Here is an 18,772-nt window from a genome sequence, read left to right as displayed (position 1 = left end):
GGGACGGCGGTCGGGGTCGATCGACAGGGCGGGACGGCGGGCAACGGTCCCCATTCCCACCGCCCCGCGCTCCGGGTGGCACACCGGCCGGTCACGTGCACATCTTCAAGAGTGGCACGCGTGCGGCGCTCTCATCGGCACCTGGGCACGGCGGACCGCGTGCCGCCGCGATCGCGGTCCGGGCGCGCGGCATGGCGCGGGGACACCGGGGGGCTCAGCGGGCATCGCGCGCTCGTACCGTGCGGGGACGGTGTGGCTCGGACCGGCCCTAACCGCTCGCGCCGGGCTTCCAGTCCCGCGCGAGGAGTCCGAGCAGCACCTCGTCGAGGAACTCGCCCATCACCCAGGCCGAGGAGCGCAGCACGCCCTCGCGGACGAAGCCGTTGCGCTCGGCGGAGCGCAGCATCGCGGCGTTGTCCGAGAGCGTCTCGATCTGCAGGCGGTGCAGGCCGCGCACGACGAAGCCGTAGTGGCACAGCACCGCGACCACGTCGGTGCCGTACCCCTTGCCGCGGGCGGACGGCCGCAGTCCCAGCCCGATGTGCGCGGACCGGTTGTGGGTGTCGATGTCCCACAGGGTCGCGGTGCCGACCAGCGTGCCCCCGGCCAGCTCCACGACGGAGAACGGGACGCTCCCCTGTTCCTTGTCGTCGGTCACGAGCCGCGGATCCTTCGAGCCGGGCGCGATCGGCCGCCACGGCCCGGCTTCGGCCCGCGAGGCGTTGACCACGTCGTCGTAGAGCTCGGCCCGCAGGACCGGGATGTCGTCCTCGTGCCGGGCCCGGAACCCGACCTTGCTGCCCTTTAGCATGCGAGTTTCCTATCCGGCCGGGACGGTCGGCGGCAAGCCGGTCGGCGTACCGGCGGCCTACCACTTCTACATCATGTAGTAGGTTGCCTCGGGTCCTCCTTCCGGAGCCGAGAGGAACACCTTCGTTGGACGCGCCGGTCCCCCACCTGCTCACCGTCGTCCCGCTCGCGGGCACGACCGCGACCCACGCCCTGGGACGCGCATGACGTCCGCGAACCGGCTCCCGGACGAGAGCACCGCGACGCCGGGCGGTCACGGACGGCGCGCCGCGTCACGTCACGGCTCCCGGGCCGCCGCGGCGCGAACACCCGGTCCGGAGCGCGACGGCGGCCGGGACGACGCCGGCGGAGTCGTCCCGGTGCTCGTACGCGTGGCCGAACTGTCGGCGTGCTGCGCCGCGTCGTTCCTGGTGAGCCTGCTCGCGGTCGCGGCTCTCGCGACGGTGGCGGTGATCGTCTACACGCTCGTCAAGTAGCCGGGCGGGTGACCCGGTTGCGGGCCGGTGGCCACCACCGGGCCCAGGTGAGGCCCGGGTTCGCGACAGCCCGTCCGCACGTCCAGCGGGCCGGCGGCATCACACCGGGGGTTCCGTGGACGCCACGCGGTGCGCCGGCGCAATCGCACGCTCACGGCCGACACGGGTCGCGCTGGTGGCCCTGCCCGGCGGGCGACCCGCCCCGGGCCGGGTTTACGTGGGCGATGGCCGGTGACTGCCGGTCCGCACACCAGGTGCCGGTGAGTCGTGGGGGCGGCCGGACGGCGCCCGAGAAGAGAAAGTGAACCCATGAGGCCTCATGTCGCACGTATTGCGGCCGTGGCTGTCGGCACGGCCGCCGCACTGCTGGTGGCCGGCCAGGCCGCTTCCGCCGCACCGGCCGGCGGCCCCGGCGGGAGCGGCGGGAGCGGCCAGCCGTTCCTCAAACCCCTGCGCACCGTCAGCACCATCGCCTCGACCGTTCCCGGCGACGGTGATGTGAACCCGTACGGCACCGTCGTCATCGACAAGAGCCCTGCGGAGTGACCCAGGCGGGAAGTCCGTTCACGGGGGTGCGCGAACCGATCGCCAGCGTGCCGTCGGCCATGCCGGCCAGCACCTCACGCCACCGGTCCACGCGCTCCTCCGCGCTGCGCCGGACCTTAGGGTCCTGGTGGGTCACGGCGGTGAGGAAGGCGCGGGCCAACTCGCCCCGGGGATAGGCGTCCTGGACGCCGGCCCGGTCCGAAGTGGTTCCGTCCCGGTCCGGCGCGGTGCCGTCGTGGCCGTCGTGGCGGCCGGAGTCGTTCGTGTCCATAGCCGGCATGGCGGGCTCCGCCCCCGCGCCCTCCGGGTCCAGAGCCCGGTGCTCTCCTGCCTGAGCTACATGCCGTCGTACCCGGTGAGCCTACGGTCCGGCCGACCGCCCGGCCAGCGAATTCCACACGGCCCGGCCCATCCGGCACGGACGGGCGTCAGCTCCGGGTACCGGGAGGGACGACGGCGCCCGCCGCCTGACTGACGGGCCGTCAGGAGGTGCGGCGGAACACCGGGTTGGCGGTGACCAGCCGGGCGTGGTCCAGCAGGCGGTTCTCGATCTCCCGCGGGTCGACGATCCCGATCAGCAGGTCCATCGCATAGCCGTCCTCCAGGGCGACGAAGGAGCGGCCGAGGGCGTCCGCGTCACCGGCCAGCGCGAAGTCGCCGCTCGCCTGCCCGCTCTCCAGCACGTCCCGGTAGAGCCCGGCCTGCTGGTCGGCGAAGAGGCGGTGGCGTTCGGCGGCGCTCTCGTTGCGCAGCGCCACGGGGAAGAGCTCGAAGAGCAGCCGGGTGCTCTCCTCGGCCTGCCCCGGCCACGGCACGCCGGAGTGGATGCAGGCCCGCAGCCGTGCGGTCGGGCCCTCCGCGTCCGCTATGGCCTCACTGCGCGTGACGAAGTAGGTGGCGGCGCTGCGCTCGAACACGGCGGCGAACAGTTCGTGGATGTCGGCGTAGTAGTAGAGCACCGAGGCGGGGGTGACGCCGGCGGCCCTGGCGACGTCGCGCAGCTTGGTGGCCGGAGCTCCGAGGTCCACCACGGTCCTGGCGGTCGCGTCGATGAGCTGGGCGCGGCGTTCCGCCTGGTTTCGGGGTCGGACCATGGGGGACATGGTCGCACACCGCCCCGGGCGGCCCGCGTGATCGTCTCCGGCAGGCCATTGACCCGACCTCATTCGTTAACTAACTTTCGTTTAACGAACTCGAGCCGGATCTGGAGAACCATGTCCCGTGCCCTCCCCCTCGTCCTGGCCCAGGCGGCTCAGCGCGCCGCCGACGACCTCGACGGCTTGGCCATCGACGTACGAAGGCGAACCGCGGGACTGCCCCCGGCGCCCCTGGTCGTCTACCCGGAACTGCATCTGGGCGGCCCGGCCGCCGGCGCCCCGCTGGCATCCGACGAGCTTCCCGAAGCCCTCGCCGAGCCCCTGGACGGCCCGCGCGACAAGGCTCTGGCCGAGCTCGCGGGCGACCTGGGCGTATGGCTGGCGCCCGGCAGCGTCTACGAGCGCGGCGCCGACGGACGCGTGTACAACACCGCGACGGTGTACTCGCCGCGCGGCAGGCGGGCCGCGAGCTACCGGAAGATCTTCCCGTGGCGGCCCTACGAGACCGTCGCCCCCGGCTCCGCGTTCACCGTCCTCGATCTCGACGGCATCGGCCGCGTGGGCCTGTCCATCTGCTACGACGCCTGGTTCCCGGAGTCCACCCGCCACCTGGCCTGGATGGGCGCGGAGCTGGTGCTGAACTTCGTCCAGACCTCGGGCAGCGACCGGGCCCAGGAACTGGTGCTGGCCCGCGCCAACGCCATCGTCAACCAGGTCTTCGTCGCCAGCGTCAACTGCGCGGCACCCGTCGGCACCGGCCGCAGCGTGCTCGTCGACCCGCAGGGCACCGTCCTCTCCGAGACCGCGGCCGACAGCGACACCACCCTCACCGACGTCATCGACCTGGACCAGGTCGCGAACGTCCGCCGGTTCGGAACGGCCGCGCTCAACCGGCCGTGGCAGCAGTTCCGCCCCGACGACCGGCCCCTCGACCTGCCGCTCTATGGTGGCCGCATCGACCCCGCGACCTGGTCCGGCGCCACCGCACCCCTGTCCGGTCAGCCCGCCAGGCCCCACCACACGCTCGGGGAAGAGAGAATGCCGTGACCGATCAACCCGCCCGCATGCGCGGAAACCTCGGACTCCTGTCCGTGGTCGCCTTCGGCGTGGCCTACATGGCGCCCGCCGTCGTCACGTCGATCTTCGGCGTCATCGCCGCCGGCAGCCGGGGCGCGTCGCCCACCGCGTACCTGATCGCCACCGGCGCGATGCTCGTCACCGGCCTCAGCTACGCCAAGATGGCCAAGGTCCACCCCAGCTCCGGGTCGGTCTACACCTACGCGCGCAAGGAACTCGACTCGCGGGTCGGCTTCCTCGCCGGCTGGGCCCTGCTGCTCGACTACCTCTTCCTTCCGATGGTCGCCTGGCTCCTCCAGGCGATCTATCTGCACGCGCAGTTCCCGGCCTTCCCGGAGTGGGCGTGGCTGGTGGTGAACGTGGTCCTGGCCACGGCCATCAACGTCGTCGGGCTCAAGGTCGCCGACCGCGTGAACCGCGTGCTGCTGCTGGGCGTCACCGCGCTGCTGGTCGTGCTCGCCGTGCTCTGCGTGCACTACGGACTCGGGCACGGCGGCACCCCGGCGGCCGGCCACGCCTTCTGGAACAGCACCGGCAGTGTCTCCTCTGTCACCGCCGCGGCCGCCGTCGCCGCCTACGCCTTCCTGGGCTTCGACGCGGTGAGCACCCTCAGCGAGGAGGTGCGCGACCCCCGGCGCACCATCCCGCGCAGCATCGTGCTGACCGTCCTGACCGGCGGCGGCATCTTCGTCGCGATCTCCTTCGTGATGCAGTGGGCGCACCCCGGCGGGTCCTTCCCCGACGAGAACTCCGCCGGCTACCTCGTCTCCACGACGGTCGGCGGGAAGACCTTCGCGGACGTGGCCAACATCGTCAGCATGCTCGGCGGATTCGCGTCCTGCGTGGCGATCCAGGCCAGCACCAGCCGCCTGATGTTCGTCATGGGCCGGGACGGCGCGCTGCCGCGACGGGTCTTCGGGCGCCTGCACCGCAAGCTCCTCACCCCGGTCACCAACGTGCTGGTCATCGGCGCCGTCGGCCTGCTGGCGATGAACCTGTCCCTCGCCGACGCGACCTCCTTCATCAACTTCGGCGCCTTCCTCGGCTTCACCGTCGTCAACGTCTGCGTGATCGCCTACGCCGTGCGCCAGTGGCGCACCGGGACCCGCCACCCGGTGGCGCGCTACCTGCTCCTGCCGGCCGCCGGCGCCGTGATCGACGTCTATCTGATCACGCAGCTCGGCCACACCGCCGTCGAGCTCGGACTCGGCTGGCTGGTGATCGGCATCGCGTGGCTGGCCGTCATCACCCGCGGCTTCCGCCGCCCGGCCCCCGAGCTGCACCTGAACCCGGACGACGAGAACGCCCCCGCCACGGCCGAGTCTCCCGCCCGGGCCTTCGAGCCCGCGGCCCAGCCGCAGGAGAACTGACCGCGTCACCTGTCCGTGCGGCGGGCCCAGCCGACCAGGGCCGGGCCCGCCGGCAGGTCCCGTGCCGGCTCCGGCCCGGCGCCGGCTCACTCCCGGGGCGGCGGGACGGCGGCGAACAGCGGCCGGTCGTGGACGACGAGCCTGGCCCGGACGGTGGTCCGCATCGGCGGCCGGCCGCGGTCCGCGAGCCGGCGGAACAGCAGCTCGGCGCCGGCGCTCCCCACCTGGAACGGGTCGCTGTCGACGACCGAGACCCCCAGCTGCGGTGCCAGGTCGAAGGCGTCGAAGCCGACCAGTTCCGGATGGCGCAGGGCGTACTCCGGCGACCGCAGGACGCCGACGGTCATCCGGTTGTTGTCGGCGAACAGCGCGGTGGGCGGGTCGTCGAGGCGGAGCAGCTCGGTGGCCGCGCGGGCGGCGTCGGCCTCGGTGGTCAGGCCCCGCCGCGCCAGGTCGTCGTCGACGCCGATGCCCGCGTGACGCAGGGCCTGGCAGTAGCCCAGCCAGCGCTTCTGCGCGCCGTCCCCGCGGGGCGGGTGCCCGAGATAGCCGATCCGGCGGTGGCCACGGCCGATCAGATGGGTCACGGCCGTGCGTGTGCCGGCCGTGTTGGTGGTGATGACGGCGTCCGCCGTCAGGCCGGGCGGCCAGGAGTCGATGAAGACGATCGCCGAGCCGAACCGCGCCTCCTGGGCGAGGTGGCCGAAGTCGGTGCCGGTGGGGGCGATGATCAGGCCGGCCACGCGTTGGGCGAGGATCGCCTGGATCGACTCGCGCTCCACACCGGCGTCGCCCTGGGCGTCGGCGCTGATCACCAGGTAGCCGTTGCGGGCGGCGACACGGTGGATGCCGCGCAGCATCGGCGGGAAGAACGGGTTGGCGAGGTCGCCGAGCACGACCCCGAGGGTCTTCATGGTCTGGCCGGTGCTGCGCAGCCCCGCGGCGATGTCGTTGCGGCGGAAGCCGAGGCGCTCGGCCTCGGCGAGGACGCGTTCGCGGGTGGACCGGCGGACGTTCGGCGCGCCGGACAGGGCGCGCGAGACCGTCTTGACCGTGACGCCGGTGGCGTCGGCGATGTCCTGCATACGCGGTCGCGGCACGGGCCGCGCCACCGCCTCGTCCTCCCGCCCGTCCCCACCGCTCAAGCCCGGGTCCCCTTCCTTCTCGGCCCGGGCCAGCATAGGGGGCCCGGCGCACCACGCATGGGTACGGCCGCGCTGACCTGGTCGGATAGCGCGACACCGTGAGGCGCGTAGCGTGAAGAAAAGACCTCCGCGAGCTAGCCCGGCGGCGATGATCATGGATATAAACGGCTCGGTTGCCCTGGTCACGGGAGCCAACCGCGGCATCGGCATGGCCTTCACCGAGGCCCTCCTCGCACACGGCGCGGCCAAGGTGTACGCCGGTGTCCGGGACCCGGCGTCCGTCGTCGCCTCGGGGCTCACCCCGTTGCGGCTCGACGTCACCGACGAGGAACAGGTGGCCGCGGCCGCCAGGACCGCCGCCGACGTCGACATCGTCGTGAACAACGCCGGGGTGACGGGTGGGCCGCCACTGCTGGAGGGGTCCCTGGACGGCGCCAGGTTCGAGATGGAGGTCAACTACCTGGGCACGTGGCGCGTTTCGCGCGCCTTCGCCCCGGTGCTGGCCGCCAACGGCGGCGGCGCGCTGGTGAACATGCTCTCCGTGGCGTCGTGGGTCGCCAACCGGCAGTTCCCCGGCTACGCGGCCTCCAAGTCCGCGCAGTGGTCGCTGACCAACGCCTTCCGTCTGCAACTGCGCGAGCAGGGCACGCTGGTGGTCGGCGTGCACGCCGGTTACGTCGACACGGACCTGGCGGCCGACGTCGACTCCCCGAAGATCCTCGCGGGCGACGTGGCCGAGGCGGCGCTGACCGGAGTCCTCGACGACGCGTCCGAGGTGCTCGTCGACGAGCCCGCGCGCCGGATCCGCGGCGCGCTCTCCGGGGACCTGGACGCGCTCTACGCCAACCGCTGACCGATTCCGCTCCCCCGAATGCGGTCACCCCGTTCGCTCGGTCTCCGCGCCGCGCTTACCTAGGCAACCGCGCGTCGTCAATGCGCGAATCTAGGTCATGTGACAGATTACGGGGCCGCGTCTCCTCCCGCATGATGAGTGGGCGCCGGAAAACACCAGCAGGAAATCCTCGGTGATTCCGGCAGCGGCATTCTTATGTTCCTGAGTTCATGACGAGGAGACGGTCATGTCTGTCACTCCTGAAATCCGCCCTTTCACTTTCGAGTTCCCCGACGCCGAACTCGCGGAGCTGCGCACGCGTATCGCGGCGACGCGGTGGCCCGAGAAGGAGACGGTCGCGGACCAGTCGCAGGGTCCGCAGCTGGAGACCATGAAGGAGCTGGCGCGCTACTGGGCCACCGAGTACGACTGGCGCAAGGTGGAGGCGAAGCTGAAGGCGCTGCCGCACTTCGTCACCGAGATAGACGGGCTGGACATCCACTTCATCCACGTCCGTTCCCGGCACGAGAACGCGCTTCCGCTGATCGTGACGCACGGCTGGCCGGGCTCGGTCGTCGAGCAGCTGAAGATCATCGAGCCGCTCACGAACCCCACCGCGCACGGCGGGAGTGCCGCGGACGCCTTCGACGTGGTGATCCCGTCCATGCCGGGCTACGGGTTCTCGGGCAAGCCCACCACGGGCGGCTGGGGTCCCGACCGCATCGCCCGCGCCTGGGGCGAGCTGATGAAGCGCCTGGGTTACACCAGGTACGTCGCGCAGGGCGGCGACTGGGGCGCGATCGTCACCGACCTCATGGGCGCGCAGGAGCCCGAGGGGCTGGTCGGCATTCACACCAACATGCCGAAGGTGATTCCCGGCGACATCGACGCCGCGCTGCTGACCGGCAATCCGCTGCCGGAGGGTCTGTCCCTGTCCGACGAGGAGCGCCGGGCGGTCGAGCAGCTCGACTTCGTGTACCGGCACGTCTACTACGCCTACATGATGGCCTCGCGTCCGCAGACGCTGACCGGCCTGGTGGACTCCCCCGTCGGTCTGGCGGCGTTCCTGCTCGACCACGACAAGGCCAGCCTGGCCCTGATCACCCGGGCGTTCGCGGGCGAGACCGAGGGCCTCACGCGGGACGACGTGCTGGACAACATCACGCTGTTCTGGCTGACCGGCACCGCGGTGTCCGCGGCCCGCCTCTACGCGGAGAACACGGCGTCCTTCTTCGGGATCAACGACGTCAAGCTGCCCGTCGCGGTGAGCGTCTTCCCCGACGAGCTCTACCAGGCCCCGAAGAGCTGGGCCGAGCAGGCCTACCCGAACCTGGTCCACTACAACCGGCTTCCCAAGGGCGGCCACTTCGCCGCCTGGGAGCAGCCGGAGCTGTTCGTGGACGAGGTCCGCGCCGGCTTCCGGCCGGTCCGCTGATCAGCGAAAGTCACCCGCGCTGCGACGGCCACGGGATGGCCGGGTGACTCGGGTCCGAGTCGCCCGGCCGTCCCCGGGGCGGGGTGCTCGGGCCCGGTCCCGGTCGCGGACCCCGCCGACGATCACAGCGGAGTCGCCTCGTCCTCTTCCAGCGCCTCCCGCAGCATGGCCCGGGAGGTGATCCCCAGCTTGGGAAAGACCTGGTAGAGATGGGCGCCGACGGTCCGGTGGGAGAGGAAGAGACGCCCGGCTATCTCCTTGTTGGTCAGGCCCGACGCCGCCAGGCGCGCGATCTCCCGCTCCTGCGGCGTCAGCGTGCGGGTGCGCGGCGCGCTCGCCCGCGGGCCCCGGGCGCCGGCGGCGCGCAGTTCGTTCCTCGCCCGGTCGGCCCACGGTCGCGCTCCCAGTCGCTCGAACGTGGCCAGGGCACTGCCCAGCGGCTCTCTGGACTCGGTGGTCGCCCGGCTCCGCCGCAGTCGCTCACCCAGCAGAAGCCGCACACGCGCGACGTCGAAGGACCAGCGTTCCACGCCCGGTACGGCCAGTGCCCTCCGGAACAGCCGCACGGCGTCGGCGTCCTCGGCGGCGCACAGCGCGGCGGCGGCCTCCACCAGCATCGCCAGCCGGGGGGAGAGCGCGGCGACGCCGGCTTCCCGTGCGGCCCGCACGTGCCGGGCGGCCTGTTCGTGCCGCTCCGTCCGGACGGCGGCCTCGACCAGGTCCAGGATCACCCACAGGGCGTGCGGCACATGGGAGGCGAGCCGGCCCGTCGGGCTGATGGCGTTCGCGTGCCCGTAGGCCGCGGTGAAGTCCCCCTGCCCGAGGGCGGCGACGGTCGCCGCGTGATGCGCGTAGTGCACGGCGCCGTGCACGCCCCGGGGAGTCGCCCAGCGCGTGATCCGGTCGACGGCGGCCCCGCAGGTCGCGGCCTCACCGCGAACGGCGGCGAGCACCGCCTGGATGTAGACGTAGTACCAGGCGAAGAAGCTGTATCCGTACTCGTCGCAGAGCCGCGCGCCCTCGTCGGCCAGTCGCCGCGCCTCGTCCCACAGGCCGACGAGGTAGTCGTCCAGGCAGAGGTGCATCAGTCCCGCGAGATGCCGCCGGGCCGGGCCGCCGGCACGGCCCTGCCGCACCACCCGCCACGCCGCCTCGCGCGTGTCGCCGAGGCGGTCCAGATACAGGGCGGCCGTCCCCGTGCGCGCGATCTCGGCGGGATCGGTCTCCGCGGGGAGTCGGGCGAGGAGTAGTTCGAGCTCTCCCCGGGCCGAGGCGCCCGTTCGCGCCGGATCCGAGAACGTCCTGGCCGCCACGGACAGCGCCGGTGGAACCTGCGGTCCGAGCTGCCCGAGCGCCGTGCGGAAGGGCCGCCACAGCTCCGCTCGTCCGCCGTGGAAGCAGATCAGCAGCAGCAGATGCAGGGCGTCGAGGCGCGCGGGGTCCTCGGCGCCGGGAACGTACGGCGTGTTCTCGAGCGCGGTCACCAGCAGCCGGTGCGCCGTGTCGAGATCGCCGTCGCCGTTGAGTACCAGGACGGCGACCGCCGCGGCGGAGCGCAGCGAGCCCCGCCGGTCGGCGTCGATCGTGTGGGCGTCGTCCAGGAGGGACCGTGCGCTGAGCAGGGAGCCGGTGGACTCGGCGCCGATGTAGGCGGCCTCGGTCAGCCGGCGGTAGCGGTCGGCGCCGCGCGGGGTCAGCGCGGCGGACCGGATCAGCGTCCGCACGCCGCCCACCGCGTCGCCGCGCTCCAGGGCGCGTCCGGCGGCCCGTTCGAGGAGGGCGGCCACGTGCTCGTCCGGTTCGACCGCGGCCTCGCCCAGATGCCAGGCCTGGTGCTCGGGTCGGTCGACGAGTGTTCGCGCGAGCACCTCGTGCGCCGCGCGGCGCTCGCCGCTCGTCGCGGCGGCCACGACCGCGGAACGCGTCAGCGGATGGCGGAAGTTCAGACGGCGCGTCGCGGCGTCGACGTGCACGAGCTGGGCCCGTTCCGCGTCCTCCAGGTCGTGCAGACCGTCGCCGTGACCGGCCCGGCGCACCGCTGTCCGCAGGACGGCGAGGTCGCCGGTCCCTTCCAGCGCCGCCAGCAGCAGCAGCCGCCGGGACGCCTGCGGAAGACCGGCGATCCGCGCGCCGAAGAGCTCCTCCAGCCGCCGGCCGAGCGGCAGGACGGCGGGCAGATCCTCCACGGAGGCGCGCTGCGCCGAACCCAGCGCGGCCGGCAGCTCCAGCAGCGCGAGCGGATTGCCCTGCGCGGCGGTCAGCACACGCCGGCGCACGGGGCCGGCCAGCCCCGGGAAGCGCGCGTCCACCACCTGCTCCGCGGCTCCCTTCGCCAGGGACCCCAGCGCGTACACGGGGAGGGCGCCGGCCTCGTTCGGGGACCGTGATCCTGGGCGCGCCGCGGCCAGCAGGCGCACTCCCGATCCCGCGAGCCGGCGGGCGACCAGGCCGAGCACGGCGGCGCTCGCCGTGTCGATCCAGGGGAGGTCGTCGACCACCACGAGTACCGGCTGGTGTGCGGCGGCATCGCGCAGGAGCGCGAGCGTGGCGTTGCAGACGATCAGCTTCCCGGGCGGCGGTCCGCTGCCGAAGCCCAGCGCGATCCGCAGGGCCTCCTGGTACGGCTGGTCGACGGCGTCCATCGCGGGCTGCAGCGGCAGCAGGATCTGGTTGAGGCCCGCGTAGGCGCAGTCCGCCTCGAACTCCGTGCCCGAGGCCCGCAGGACCCGGGCCCCCTGTGCCGCCGCCTCCTCCGCGACGGCGTCCAGCACCGCCGACTTCCCGATTCCCGCCTCACCGGACAGCAGCAGCGCCCCGCCGCCGGACTCCGCGCCCAGCAGGCGGCGGATCCGCCGGAGATCCTCGCCACGACCGGCCAGGGCGCTCGTCGCCGTCAGCCCGGACGCGTCGCCACCGCTCACCACAACACTCCTCAGTCCCTGATGCCGTCCCCCGGCGCTCGGCGGCGGCTACGCCCGCTGCGCGGGGGACATCACGTGCGGGAAGAGCGTGGGGAGGCCGCCGTGCGGCCACGGCCCCGGGGTGCCGGGGGCCAGGACGGATCGATCCGCCCGGCCGCCGTCGAGCTGTACCGCTGCCCAGGTTCACCGAGGTGCGCCCGCCCGGTACCGGGGAAACCCCCGGGGGTCGCCCCCGGGGATCGCGCCGACCCGCTTCACCGCCCCGCGCGCTCCGGGCGACCGCCGTCCCTCGCCAGGTCCCCGTCCCGTCCCCGTCTCGTCCTCGTCCCGTCCCCGCCGGGCCCTGGCAGCCGCATGCCCGCGATGTCGCATTACGCCATAATTGGGGGGACAGGAGAGAGCAGCCGAGACCCATGCGCATCCCAGCGGTGTGCCGACGGCGTCGGCCCTGCGGGCGTCCGCCGTCCATCGCGACGAGCCGCATGGAGGGCTCCCATGAGCGACACAGAGCACGACGAGACAGCGAAGAACACCACAGCGGTGGAGGTGGCCGTCGAGGTCGTCGTCATCCCGGTCGAGGACGTCGACCGCGCCCTGTCCTTCTACCAGGGGCTGGGCTGGCGGCTGGACGCCGACTACGAGGCCGGCCCGGAGTTCCGGATCGTGCAGGTCACCCCGCCGGGGTCGCCGTGCTCGGTGCACTTCGGCCGCGGGCTCACCACGGCGGAGCCCGGTTCCGCGCGTGCCTATCTGGTCGCCTCCGACATCGAAGCGGCCCGCGCCGACCTGATCGGCAAGGGCGCCGACGTGAGCCCGGTCTTCCACAACGTCTACGACACCGGCGCCGAAGTGCGGGTGGACGGCCGCGACCCGGACGGTCGCAGCTACGCCACCTACGCCTCGTTCACCGACCCGGACGCCAACGTGTGGACGCTCCAGGAAGTCGGGGAGCGCGCACCCGGGCGGTAGGGGGCCCGCCCGAGCGGCGGGGCGGCTCCGGCCGCCCGCCGAGAGGGAAGGGGCACATATGACGCTGCCGTCCGCACCGGGAGCGGTCGCCCTTCGGGGCAGGGACAGGGAGACGGCGGCACTGGACGCCGTCCTGGCCACCGTGCGGGCGGGCACCGGTTCGGTGCTGGTTCTCCGGGGTGAGCCGGGCATCGGGAAGACGACGCTGCTGGACCACGCCGCCGCGAGGGCGGACGGCCTCAGGATCGCCCGGGTGTCCGGCGTCGAGTCCGAGATGGAGTTGCCGTTCGCCGGCCTGGAGCAGCTGTGCGGGCCGTTCCGGGCCGAGTCCCGCGAACTGCCCGGCCCGCAGCGCGACGCGCTGTCCGTCGCCTTCGGGCTGCGGGCCGGCCCGGCACCGGACCCGTTCCTCGTCGGTCTGGCCGTGCTCACCCTCCTCGCCGGCGCCGCCGAAGTCCGCCCCCTGGTCTGTCTGGTGGATGACGCACAGTGGCTCGATCGCGGGACCCTGCGGGCACTGGCGTTCGCCGCCCGGCGGCTGCGGGCCGAACCCGTCGCCATGGTGTTCGCGCTGCGGCGCCCGGACGGAGACGAGGTCGGAGGCGGGGACGGGGACGCGGACGAAGCTGGGGAACTGGCCGGCCTGCCGGAACTGGCGGTCGGCAGCCTCGGCGGCACCGACGCGCGGGCCCTGCTCGCCTCGGCCGCGCACGCGCCGCTCGACCCCTCCGTGCGCGACCGGATCGTCGCGGAGGCCCGGGGCAATCCGCTGGCCCTGCTGTACCTTCCGCAGACGCTCTCGCCCACCGAGTGGGCGGGTGGCTTCTGGCTGCCGGACTCCCGTCCACCGGCGAGCCGCGTCGAAGACGTCCTGCACGGCCGGTTCCGGGCGCTGCCCCGCGACAGTCGCCGTCTGCTCCTCACCGCCGCCGCCGAACCCGCCGGGAACGCTGACGTGTTGTGGCGGGCCGCGGCTCTCCTGGGGATCCCCGCGGACGCGGCCGGTCCGGCCGAGGCGGCGGAACTGGTCGAGTTCGACGGCACGGTGCGGTTCCGTCACCCCCTGGTGCGATCGGCCGTCTACCGGCGAGCGCCCGCGCCCGAGCGCAGGGCGGTGCACCGGGCCCTGGCCGAAGCCACCGACGGCGACCGCGAACCGGACAGGAAAGCGTGGCACCGCGCTCACGGCACGCTGCGTCCGGACGAGAGCACGGCCCGGGAACTCGAGCGGTCCGCGGGCCGGGCCCGCGGCAGGGGAGGCGCCTCCGCGGCGGCCTCGTTCCTCCGCCTCGCCGTCGGGCTCACACCGGATCCCGCGGTCCGCGCCCGCCGGGCGCTGGACGCCGCCCAGGCCGGCATCGAGTCCGGCGGAGCCGAACAGGCCGACACCATGCTGGTCACCGCGGGGAGTTCGGCGCTGGACCGGCTGCAGCGCGCCCGGCTGGAGCGGCTGCGTGCCCGCTCGGTGTTCGCGCGCGTCCGCGGAGGTGACGCCCCGCGGCTCCTGCTCGACGCCGCGCTCCGCCTGGCACCGCTCGACCGCGACCTGGCGCGCGAGACCATGCTGGAGGCCGTCGGCGCGGCGGTGTTCGCCGGGCGGTTGAGCGACGGTCCGGGGCAGCGGGAAGTGGCCGAGGCCGCCCGCGCCGCGTCCACCCCGGCGACGCCCGAGGGAACCGTCGGGCTCCTCCTGGACGGCATGGTCAGCCGCATCCTCGACGGCCGGGCCACGAGCGCCGCGGCGCTCCGGGGCGCACTGCGCGCGGTGCGGCGGGGATACGCGGGTGACGCCGGCGACAGCGACGACGCCGGTGACGCGACGGACGCCGACAGGTTCCGGCTCCGGCTCGCCTTCCGCGTGAGCCCCGAACCGCTCGCGCCGGAACTGTGGGACGACGAGGCCTGGGAGGAACTGGCGGACGACGGCGTGAGGATCGCTCGCGACGCGGGGGCCCTGGACATCCTGCCGATCGCCCTGACCTACCAGGCGTGCATCCGCCTGTACACGGGGGAGTTCGACACCGCGTCGTCCATGATCGACGAAGCCACGGCGATCTCGGAGGCGATCGGCGGCGTCCCGATGATGCACACCTCGCTCGTCCTCGCCGCATGGAGGGCGAGGGAGCCGGACGCACGCGATCTCATCGAGATCACCCTCCGGGAGGTGAGCGCCCGAGGGGAGGGGCGCGCGGTCGGCCTGGCCCACTACGCGACGGCCGTACTCCACAACGGGCGCGGCCGCTACGAGGCCGCGCTGGAGGCCGCCGCGCGCGCGTGCGCGTACGAGGACCTGGGGTTCTTCGGATGGTCGCTGGCCGAACTCGTCGAGGCGGCCGCACGGAGCGGTCGTCCCGAGTCCGCCGCGGCGGCGCTGCGGGAACTCACCGCACACACCGGCGTCAGCGGCACTCACTGGGCCCTGGGCGTCCAGGACTACGCGCGCGCCCTGCTGAGCGAGGACCGGGACGCGGAGGCGCTCTACCGGCAGGCCGTCGCGCATCTCGAACGCAGCCGGATCGTCCTGCACCTGGCCCGGGCCCGCCTCCTCTACGGCGAGTGGCTGCGCCGCCGCCGTCGCCGTCAGGAGAGCCGCGCCCAACTCCGCTCCGCCTACGAGGTGTTCACCCGTGTCGGTGCGAACGGCTTCGCCGAACGTGCCCGGCGGGAACTCCAGGCCACCGGGGAGACCGTCGGCAGGCGGACCGACGGCACCGTCGCCGAACTCACCGGCCAGGAGACACAGATCGCCGGGCTGGTGACCGCGGGCCACACCAACGCGGAGATCGCCGCCCAGCTCTTCATCAGCCCGCGCACGGTGGAGTGGCATCTGGGCAACGTCTTCACCAAACTCGGCATCACCTCCCGGCGGCAGCTCCGCTCACTTCCCGGCGCCTCGACACGGCCCCACGGATAGCGCGGGAGTCCCTCCGGAGAGGCGGGAGGCCCCCGGTCGGTCGGCACGCGACGGGACGCGACGGGACGTGATGGCCGCGACGGGACGTGATGGGTCTCGCCGGCCTGTCCGGCAGATGGGCGGCGATTGACCACGGCCGGAGCGCCTGTTCCAATGGCCGGGTGTTCTCCGCGACGTACCTGGTGATCAGGGCCCACATCGACTTCGGTCGCGTGTGGTCCGCCGCGTGTCGCTGACCGCGCGCCCGCCACCACGATCCGTTCACACCGTCCCGGAGTCCCTCATGCCCGACCGCAGCCCCCGCGTGCCCGTCCACGTCGATCCGCGCGGACCGCGCTTCGCCGCCGTCCTCACCACCCTCGTCCTGGTGCTCGCCCTGGCCACCGGCAGCGGTGTGCTGCTCGCGGCGCAGGCCGTCGTCTTCGCCCTCGGCGCGGTTCTGGGACTGCGCCGGTCGCCCTACGGCTGGCTGTACCGGCGGCTGGTACGTCCCCGCCTCGGACCGCCGCGGGAGCTCGAGGACGAGCGGCCGCCGCGGTTCGCCCAGGGAGTCGGGCTGGCCTTCGCGGTCCTGGGGGCGGCCGGATACCTGTCCGGCGCGGGCTGGCTCGGCGTCGCCGCGACCGCCGCGGCGGTCGCGGCCGCCTTCCTCAACGCGGCCTTCGGCTACTGCCTGGGTTGCGAGGCGTACCTGCTCGCGGTCCGCGGCCGTGCGCGGCTGGGCCAGGGGTGACGCGGCGATGATCGATCCGACCGGACTCGTCGTGGCCGCCGCCGTGCTGGCCGCCGCGACCCTCTTCGGCCTGGTGCGCGCACGTCGCGACGGCAGGCTGCGCGACGGCGGCCGGGGCCGCGGCGCGCTGCGGTTCTCCTCCGGTGAGCTGGGGGCGGACCTCGGGGAGCGGGCGACGCTGGTGCAGTTCTCGACGGCCCTGTGCGCGACGTGCCCCGGCACCCGGCGCCTGCTGGCCGGCGTGGCCGCGGCGACCCCGGGTGTGCGCCACGTGGAGATCGACGCCGAGGCGCGGCTGGACCTGGTCCGCCGCGCCGAGGTGATGCGCACGCCGACCGTGCTCGTCCTGGACCCTGCGGGCCGCGTGGTGCGCCGGGCCTCGGGGCCGCCCAGCCGCGCCGACGTCATGGCGGCGGTGGAGCTGGCGACGGCCGGCTGAGATCCGGCACTCCTTCGGGTGGGCGTGGGGATCGCCGCGGGGGATCAGCGGCGGGTCGGTACGCGGCGCTGATCGGTGCGCGGTGCGCGGGCCGCACGGAGTGCCCTCTGCGCCCGGAGTGGTTCCGCCCCCGGCTGTGGCCGGGCCGGGGGCGGAGGCGTGGGACCGACCGGGGGTCAGTTCGCGCGCCGGGCCACCGTGAAGTGGTCGATGCGCTCCCCGGTCTCGGCGATCGCGGAGACCGTCAGGGTGGACTCGCGCCCGGCGCGCGCCGGTTCGACGTCCACGGAGATGAAGGAGTAGCCGGTGTAGCGGACCCGCGACCAGTGCACGAGGTCCGTGACCTTGCCGCCGCCCTTGGCCGAGTGCCAGGTGGTGACCGTGTCGACCCGGTTCTCGTGGCCCTCGTAGGAGTCGGGCGCGGGGAAGTTGTAGAGGCTGCGGCCCGCGCCGCCCGCGGTGATGTAGACCGTGCCGTCGGTGGCCGGACGGGTGGTGTCCCCGATCGCCACCTGGTGCGACACCTGGCCGCCGCGGATCGCGTCGGTCCGCTCGTACACGTGGTTGTGGCCGTTGATCACCAGATCGACCTGGTACTTCTCGAAGACCGGCACCCACTCCGCCTGCACACCGCCGTCCGAGGCGTGCGAGTTGGTCGTCGAGTAGGCGCAGTGGTGGAAGAAGACCACCAGGAAGTCGATGCCGCGCTGCTTGCGGTACGCGGCGAGGGTCCGGTCCAGCCACGCGGTCTGGCCGCCGCCGGAGAGCCCGTAGTTGGCCGGGATCTCGTAGGACACGTCGTTGGCGTCCAGTGCCACGACCGCGGTGTTGCCGTACACGAACGAGTACGCGCCCGGCTGCGTCCGGGACGCGAAGCCGTCGCCGGGCAGCGTCCAGCGCGCCTGCTGGCCGCCGTAGCCGTTGGGCGAGTACCAGGCCTCCATGTCGTGGTTGCCGGTCGTCACCATCCACGGCACGCGGGCGGCCACCGACTCGGTCTGCGCGAGGAACTGGTCCCAGGTGCGCGCGTCGTAGTCGGCGGAGTCGCTCGCCTGGCCGGACCCGTCCGGGTCGGCGTAGCAGATGTCGCCGGCGTGCAGGTGGAACGCGGGGTTACGGCCCAGGATCAGGGCGTCGTTCGCCAGCGCGTGGTAGCTGACGCCCTGGTCGCCGAACGCGGTGAAGGTGAACCGCTCGCTGTGCGCGGGCGCGGTGGTGAACGAGCCGATGGTGGCGAACGCCGCGCTGTCCGCCGGGTCGAAGCCGTCGTGGCCGACGCCGTAGTAGTAGGTGGTGCCCGGGCGCAGACCGCCGAGCCGGGCGTGCAGGTAGTACTGGTCGACCGGCGGCAGCTTGCTGTTGAGGAGCTGCGGGGTGTGCAGCTCGCGGACCTCGGCGTCGATCTTGTGGCTCAGCGACCAGGGCTGGAGGCCGATCCGCACGAACGGCTTGCGCACCGCGAGCGGGACCTGCCAGGAGATGGTGAACTGCGTCTTGGGGTCGGACCCGAACTGGAGGTGGCGGCCGAACGGGGCGACCAGCGCGCCGCTGACGCCGTGGTCGGTGGCCGGCCGCGTCAGCAGGGACGGGCTGGGGGCGGCGGCGTGGGCGGTGCCGCCGAGCAGCCCGGAGGCGGCGACCGTGCCGGCCGCGGTGAGTCCGCCGAGAACGGCGCGGCGGCGGCTGACCTTGGAGCGCAGGTATTCGTGCTGCTCGGCCATGCTCATCCGGCCGGCGAGCCTGGCGTCGATACCCATCTGAGGTGTGTCCATGCCGCGCAATGTCGCAGCGGGCGGCGACGCGTCGGCGACGCGCGGATGAACGGGTCACGAGCACCGGCCCGCGACTCGCCCGCCGCCGGCACCGCCCGCCCCAGGAGTGGCGCACGCCCCGGACATCCCGCACGTCACGGCGTCCGATGCGGCCCACGGAGTTCGTGCCGGCTCGGCACGCGCGGCGCAGCCAAACGGCGTCGGTGCGCGCGACGGGATCGCCCGGCCCGCCGGCG

The 18,772-nt window shown here is 73.7% G+C and carries 16 protein-coding genes and 1 tRNA gene; 10 read left to right on the top strand and 7 right to left on the bottom strand.

Translation table 11 applies throughout. The annotated features are described in order from the left end of the window. Positions 1–268 precede the first annotated feature (268 nt). On the bottom strand, positions 269–811 hold the full coding sequence (locus K7862_RS11600; RefSeq protein ID WP_222962413.1) for a GNAT family N-acetyltransferase: 543 nt from the start codon (positions 809–811) through the stop codon (positions 269–271). 202 nt (positions 812–1,013) lie between these two features. Between K7862_RS11600 and K7862_RS11595 the strand changes: the two genes are divergently transcribed. Both K7862_RS11595 and K7862_RS11590 read left to right on the top strand, forming a co-directional pair. Further along, positions 1,014–1,286 (top strand): hypothetical protein, encoded by a 273-nt coding sequence (locus K7862_RS11595; protein ID WP_222962412.1) that lies wholly within the window; start codon positions 1,014–1,016, stop codon positions 1,284–1,286. A 339-nt stretch (positions 1,287–1,625) separates the two neighbouring features. Beyond that, positions 1,626–1,832 carry a hypothetical protein gene (locus tag K7862_RS11590; RefSeq protein WP_222962411.1) on the top strand — a complete coding sequence of 69 codons (207 nt, stop codon included), beginning with the start codon at positions 1,626–1,628 and terminating at the stop codon, positions 1,830–1,832. Here K7862_RS11590 and K7862_RS11585 read toward each other — a convergent pair. The 3 genes from K7862_RS11585 to K7862_RS11575 all read right to left on the bottom strand — a co-directional run bounded on the left by K7862_RS11585 (position 1,807) and on the right by K7862_RS11575 (position 2,926). Beyond that, complete coding sequence (locus tag K7862_RS11585; protein WP_222962534.1) at positions 1,807–2,103, bottom strand: hypothetical protein; 297 nt, start codon at positions 2,101–2,103, stop codon at positions 1,807–1,809. The two genes, K7862_RS11590 and K7862_RS11585, sit on opposite strands and share 26 nt — an antisense overlap. 2 nt (positions 2,104–2,105) lie before the next feature. Next, a tRNA-Gln gene (locus K7862_RS11580) sits at positions 2,106–2,178 on the bottom strand. A 136-nt stretch (positions 2,179–2,314) separates the two neighbouring features. Next, the gene (locus K7862_RS11575; protein WP_222962410.1) at positions 2,315–2,926 is read right to left on the bottom strand and encodes a TetR/AcrR family transcriptional regulator; all 612 of its coding nucleotides are present in this window, start codon (positions 2,924–2,926) and stop codon (positions 2,315–2,317) included. Between the two features lie 120 nt (positions 2,927–3,046). Here K7862_RS11575 and K7862_RS11570 point away from each other — a divergent pair, with 120 nt between their 5' ends. Together K7862_RS11570 and K7862_RS11565 are read left to right on the top strand one after the other, a co-directional pair. Then, positions 3,047–3,976, top strand: coding sequence for a carbon-nitrogen hydrolase family protein (locus tag K7862_RS11570; protein WP_222962409.1), 930 nt, complete (start codon positions 3,047–3,049; stop codon positions 3,974–3,976). Continuing rightward, a complete protein-coding gene (locus tag K7862_RS11565; protein ID WP_222962408.1) occupies positions 3,973–5,376 on the top strand; it encodes an APC family permease in 1,404 nt (467 codons plus the stop codon). Before K7862_RS11570 ends, K7862_RS11565 begins: the two co-directional genes overlap by 4 nt. An 86-nt stretch (positions 5,377–5,462) precedes the next feature. Here the strand turns inward: K7862_RS11565 and K7862_RS11560 are convergent, their stop codons facing one another. Next, the gene (locus tag K7862_RS11560) at positions 5,463–6,521 is read right to left on the bottom strand and encodes a LacI family DNA-binding transcriptional regulator (protein WP_222962407.1); all 1,059 of its coding nucleotides are present in this window, start codon (positions 6,519–6,521) and stop codon (positions 5,463–5,465) included. A 154-nt stretch (positions 6,522–6,675) separates the two neighbouring features. Between K7862_RS11560 and K7862_RS11555 the strand changes: the two genes are divergently transcribed. Both K7862_RS11555 and K7862_RS11550 read left to right on the top strand, forming a co-directional pair. Beyond that, the gene (locus tag K7862_RS11555; RefSeq protein ID WP_222962516.1) at positions 6,676–7,374 is read left to right on the top strand and encodes an SDR family oxidoreductase; all 699 of its coding nucleotides are present in this window, start codon (positions 6,676–6,678) and stop codon (positions 7,372–7,374) included. Positions 7,375–7,600: 226 nt separating this feature from the next. Further along, complete coding sequence (locus tag K7862_RS11550; RefSeq protein WP_222962406.1) at positions 7,601–8,788, top strand: epoxide hydrolase family protein; 1,188 nt, start codon at positions 7,601–7,603, stop codon at positions 8,786–8,788. Positions 8,789–8,910: 122 nt separating this feature from the next. Here K7862_RS11550 and K7862_RS11545 read toward each other — a convergent pair whose 3' ends face one another. Further along, positions 8,911–11,709 carry a helix-turn-helix transcriptional regulator gene (locus K7862_RS11545; RefSeq protein WP_222962405.1) on the bottom strand — a complete coding sequence of 933 codons (2,799 nt, stop codon included), beginning with the start codon at positions 11,707–11,709 and terminating at the stop codon, positions 8,911–8,913. A 495-nt stretch (positions 11,710–12,204) separates the two neighbouring features. Between K7862_RS11545 and K7862_RS11540 the strand changes: the two genes are divergently transcribed. The 4 genes from K7862_RS11540 (at position 12,205) to K7862_RS11525 (ending at position 16,764) form a co-directional block, all read left to right on the top strand. Then, positions 12,205–12,678 carry a VOC family protein gene (locus tag K7862_RS11540; protein WP_262412986.1) on the top strand — a complete coding sequence of 158 codons (474 nt, stop codon included), beginning with the start codon at positions 12,205–12,207 and terminating at the stop codon, positions 12,676–12,678. A 58-nt stretch (positions 12,679–12,736) separates the two neighbouring features. After that, a complete protein-coding gene (locus tag K7862_RS11535) occupies positions 12,737–15,592 on the top strand; it encodes an ATP-binding protein (RefSeq protein ID WP_222962404.1) in 2,856 nt (951 codons plus the stop codon). 283 nt (positions 15,593–15,875) lie between these two features. Then, complete coding sequence (locus K7862_RS11530) at positions 15,876–16,325, top strand: DUF4395 domain-containing protein (RefSeq protein WP_222962403.1); 450 nt, start codon at positions 15,876–15,878, stop codon at positions 16,323–16,325. Between the two features lie 7 nt (positions 16,326–16,332). Continuing rightward, positions 16,333–16,764, top strand: coding sequence for a TlpA family protein disulfide reductase (locus K7862_RS11525; protein WP_222962402.1), 432 nt, complete (start codon positions 16,333–16,335; stop codon positions 16,762–16,764). Between the two features lie 176 nt (positions 16,765–16,940). Here the strand turns inward: K7862_RS11525 and K7862_RS11520 are convergent, their stop codons facing one another. Continuing rightward, positions 16,941–18,536, bottom strand: a complete 1,596-nt coding sequence (locus K7862_RS11520) for a purple acid phosphatase family protein (protein WP_222962401.1) — start codon at positions 18,534–18,536, stop codon at positions 16,941–16,943. Positions 18,537–18,772: the final 236 nt, after the last annotated feature.

The organism is Actinacidiphila acidipaludis, assembly GCF_019890725.1.
In the GTDB taxonomy this organism is placed as follows: domain Bacteria; phylum Actinomycetota; class Actinomycetes; order Streptomycetales; family Streptomycetaceae; genus Actinacidiphila; species Actinacidiphila acidipaludis.
The sequence above is the reverse complement of the archived record's forward strand: the minus strand, read 5'-3'. Positions and strand labels throughout refer to the sequence as shown.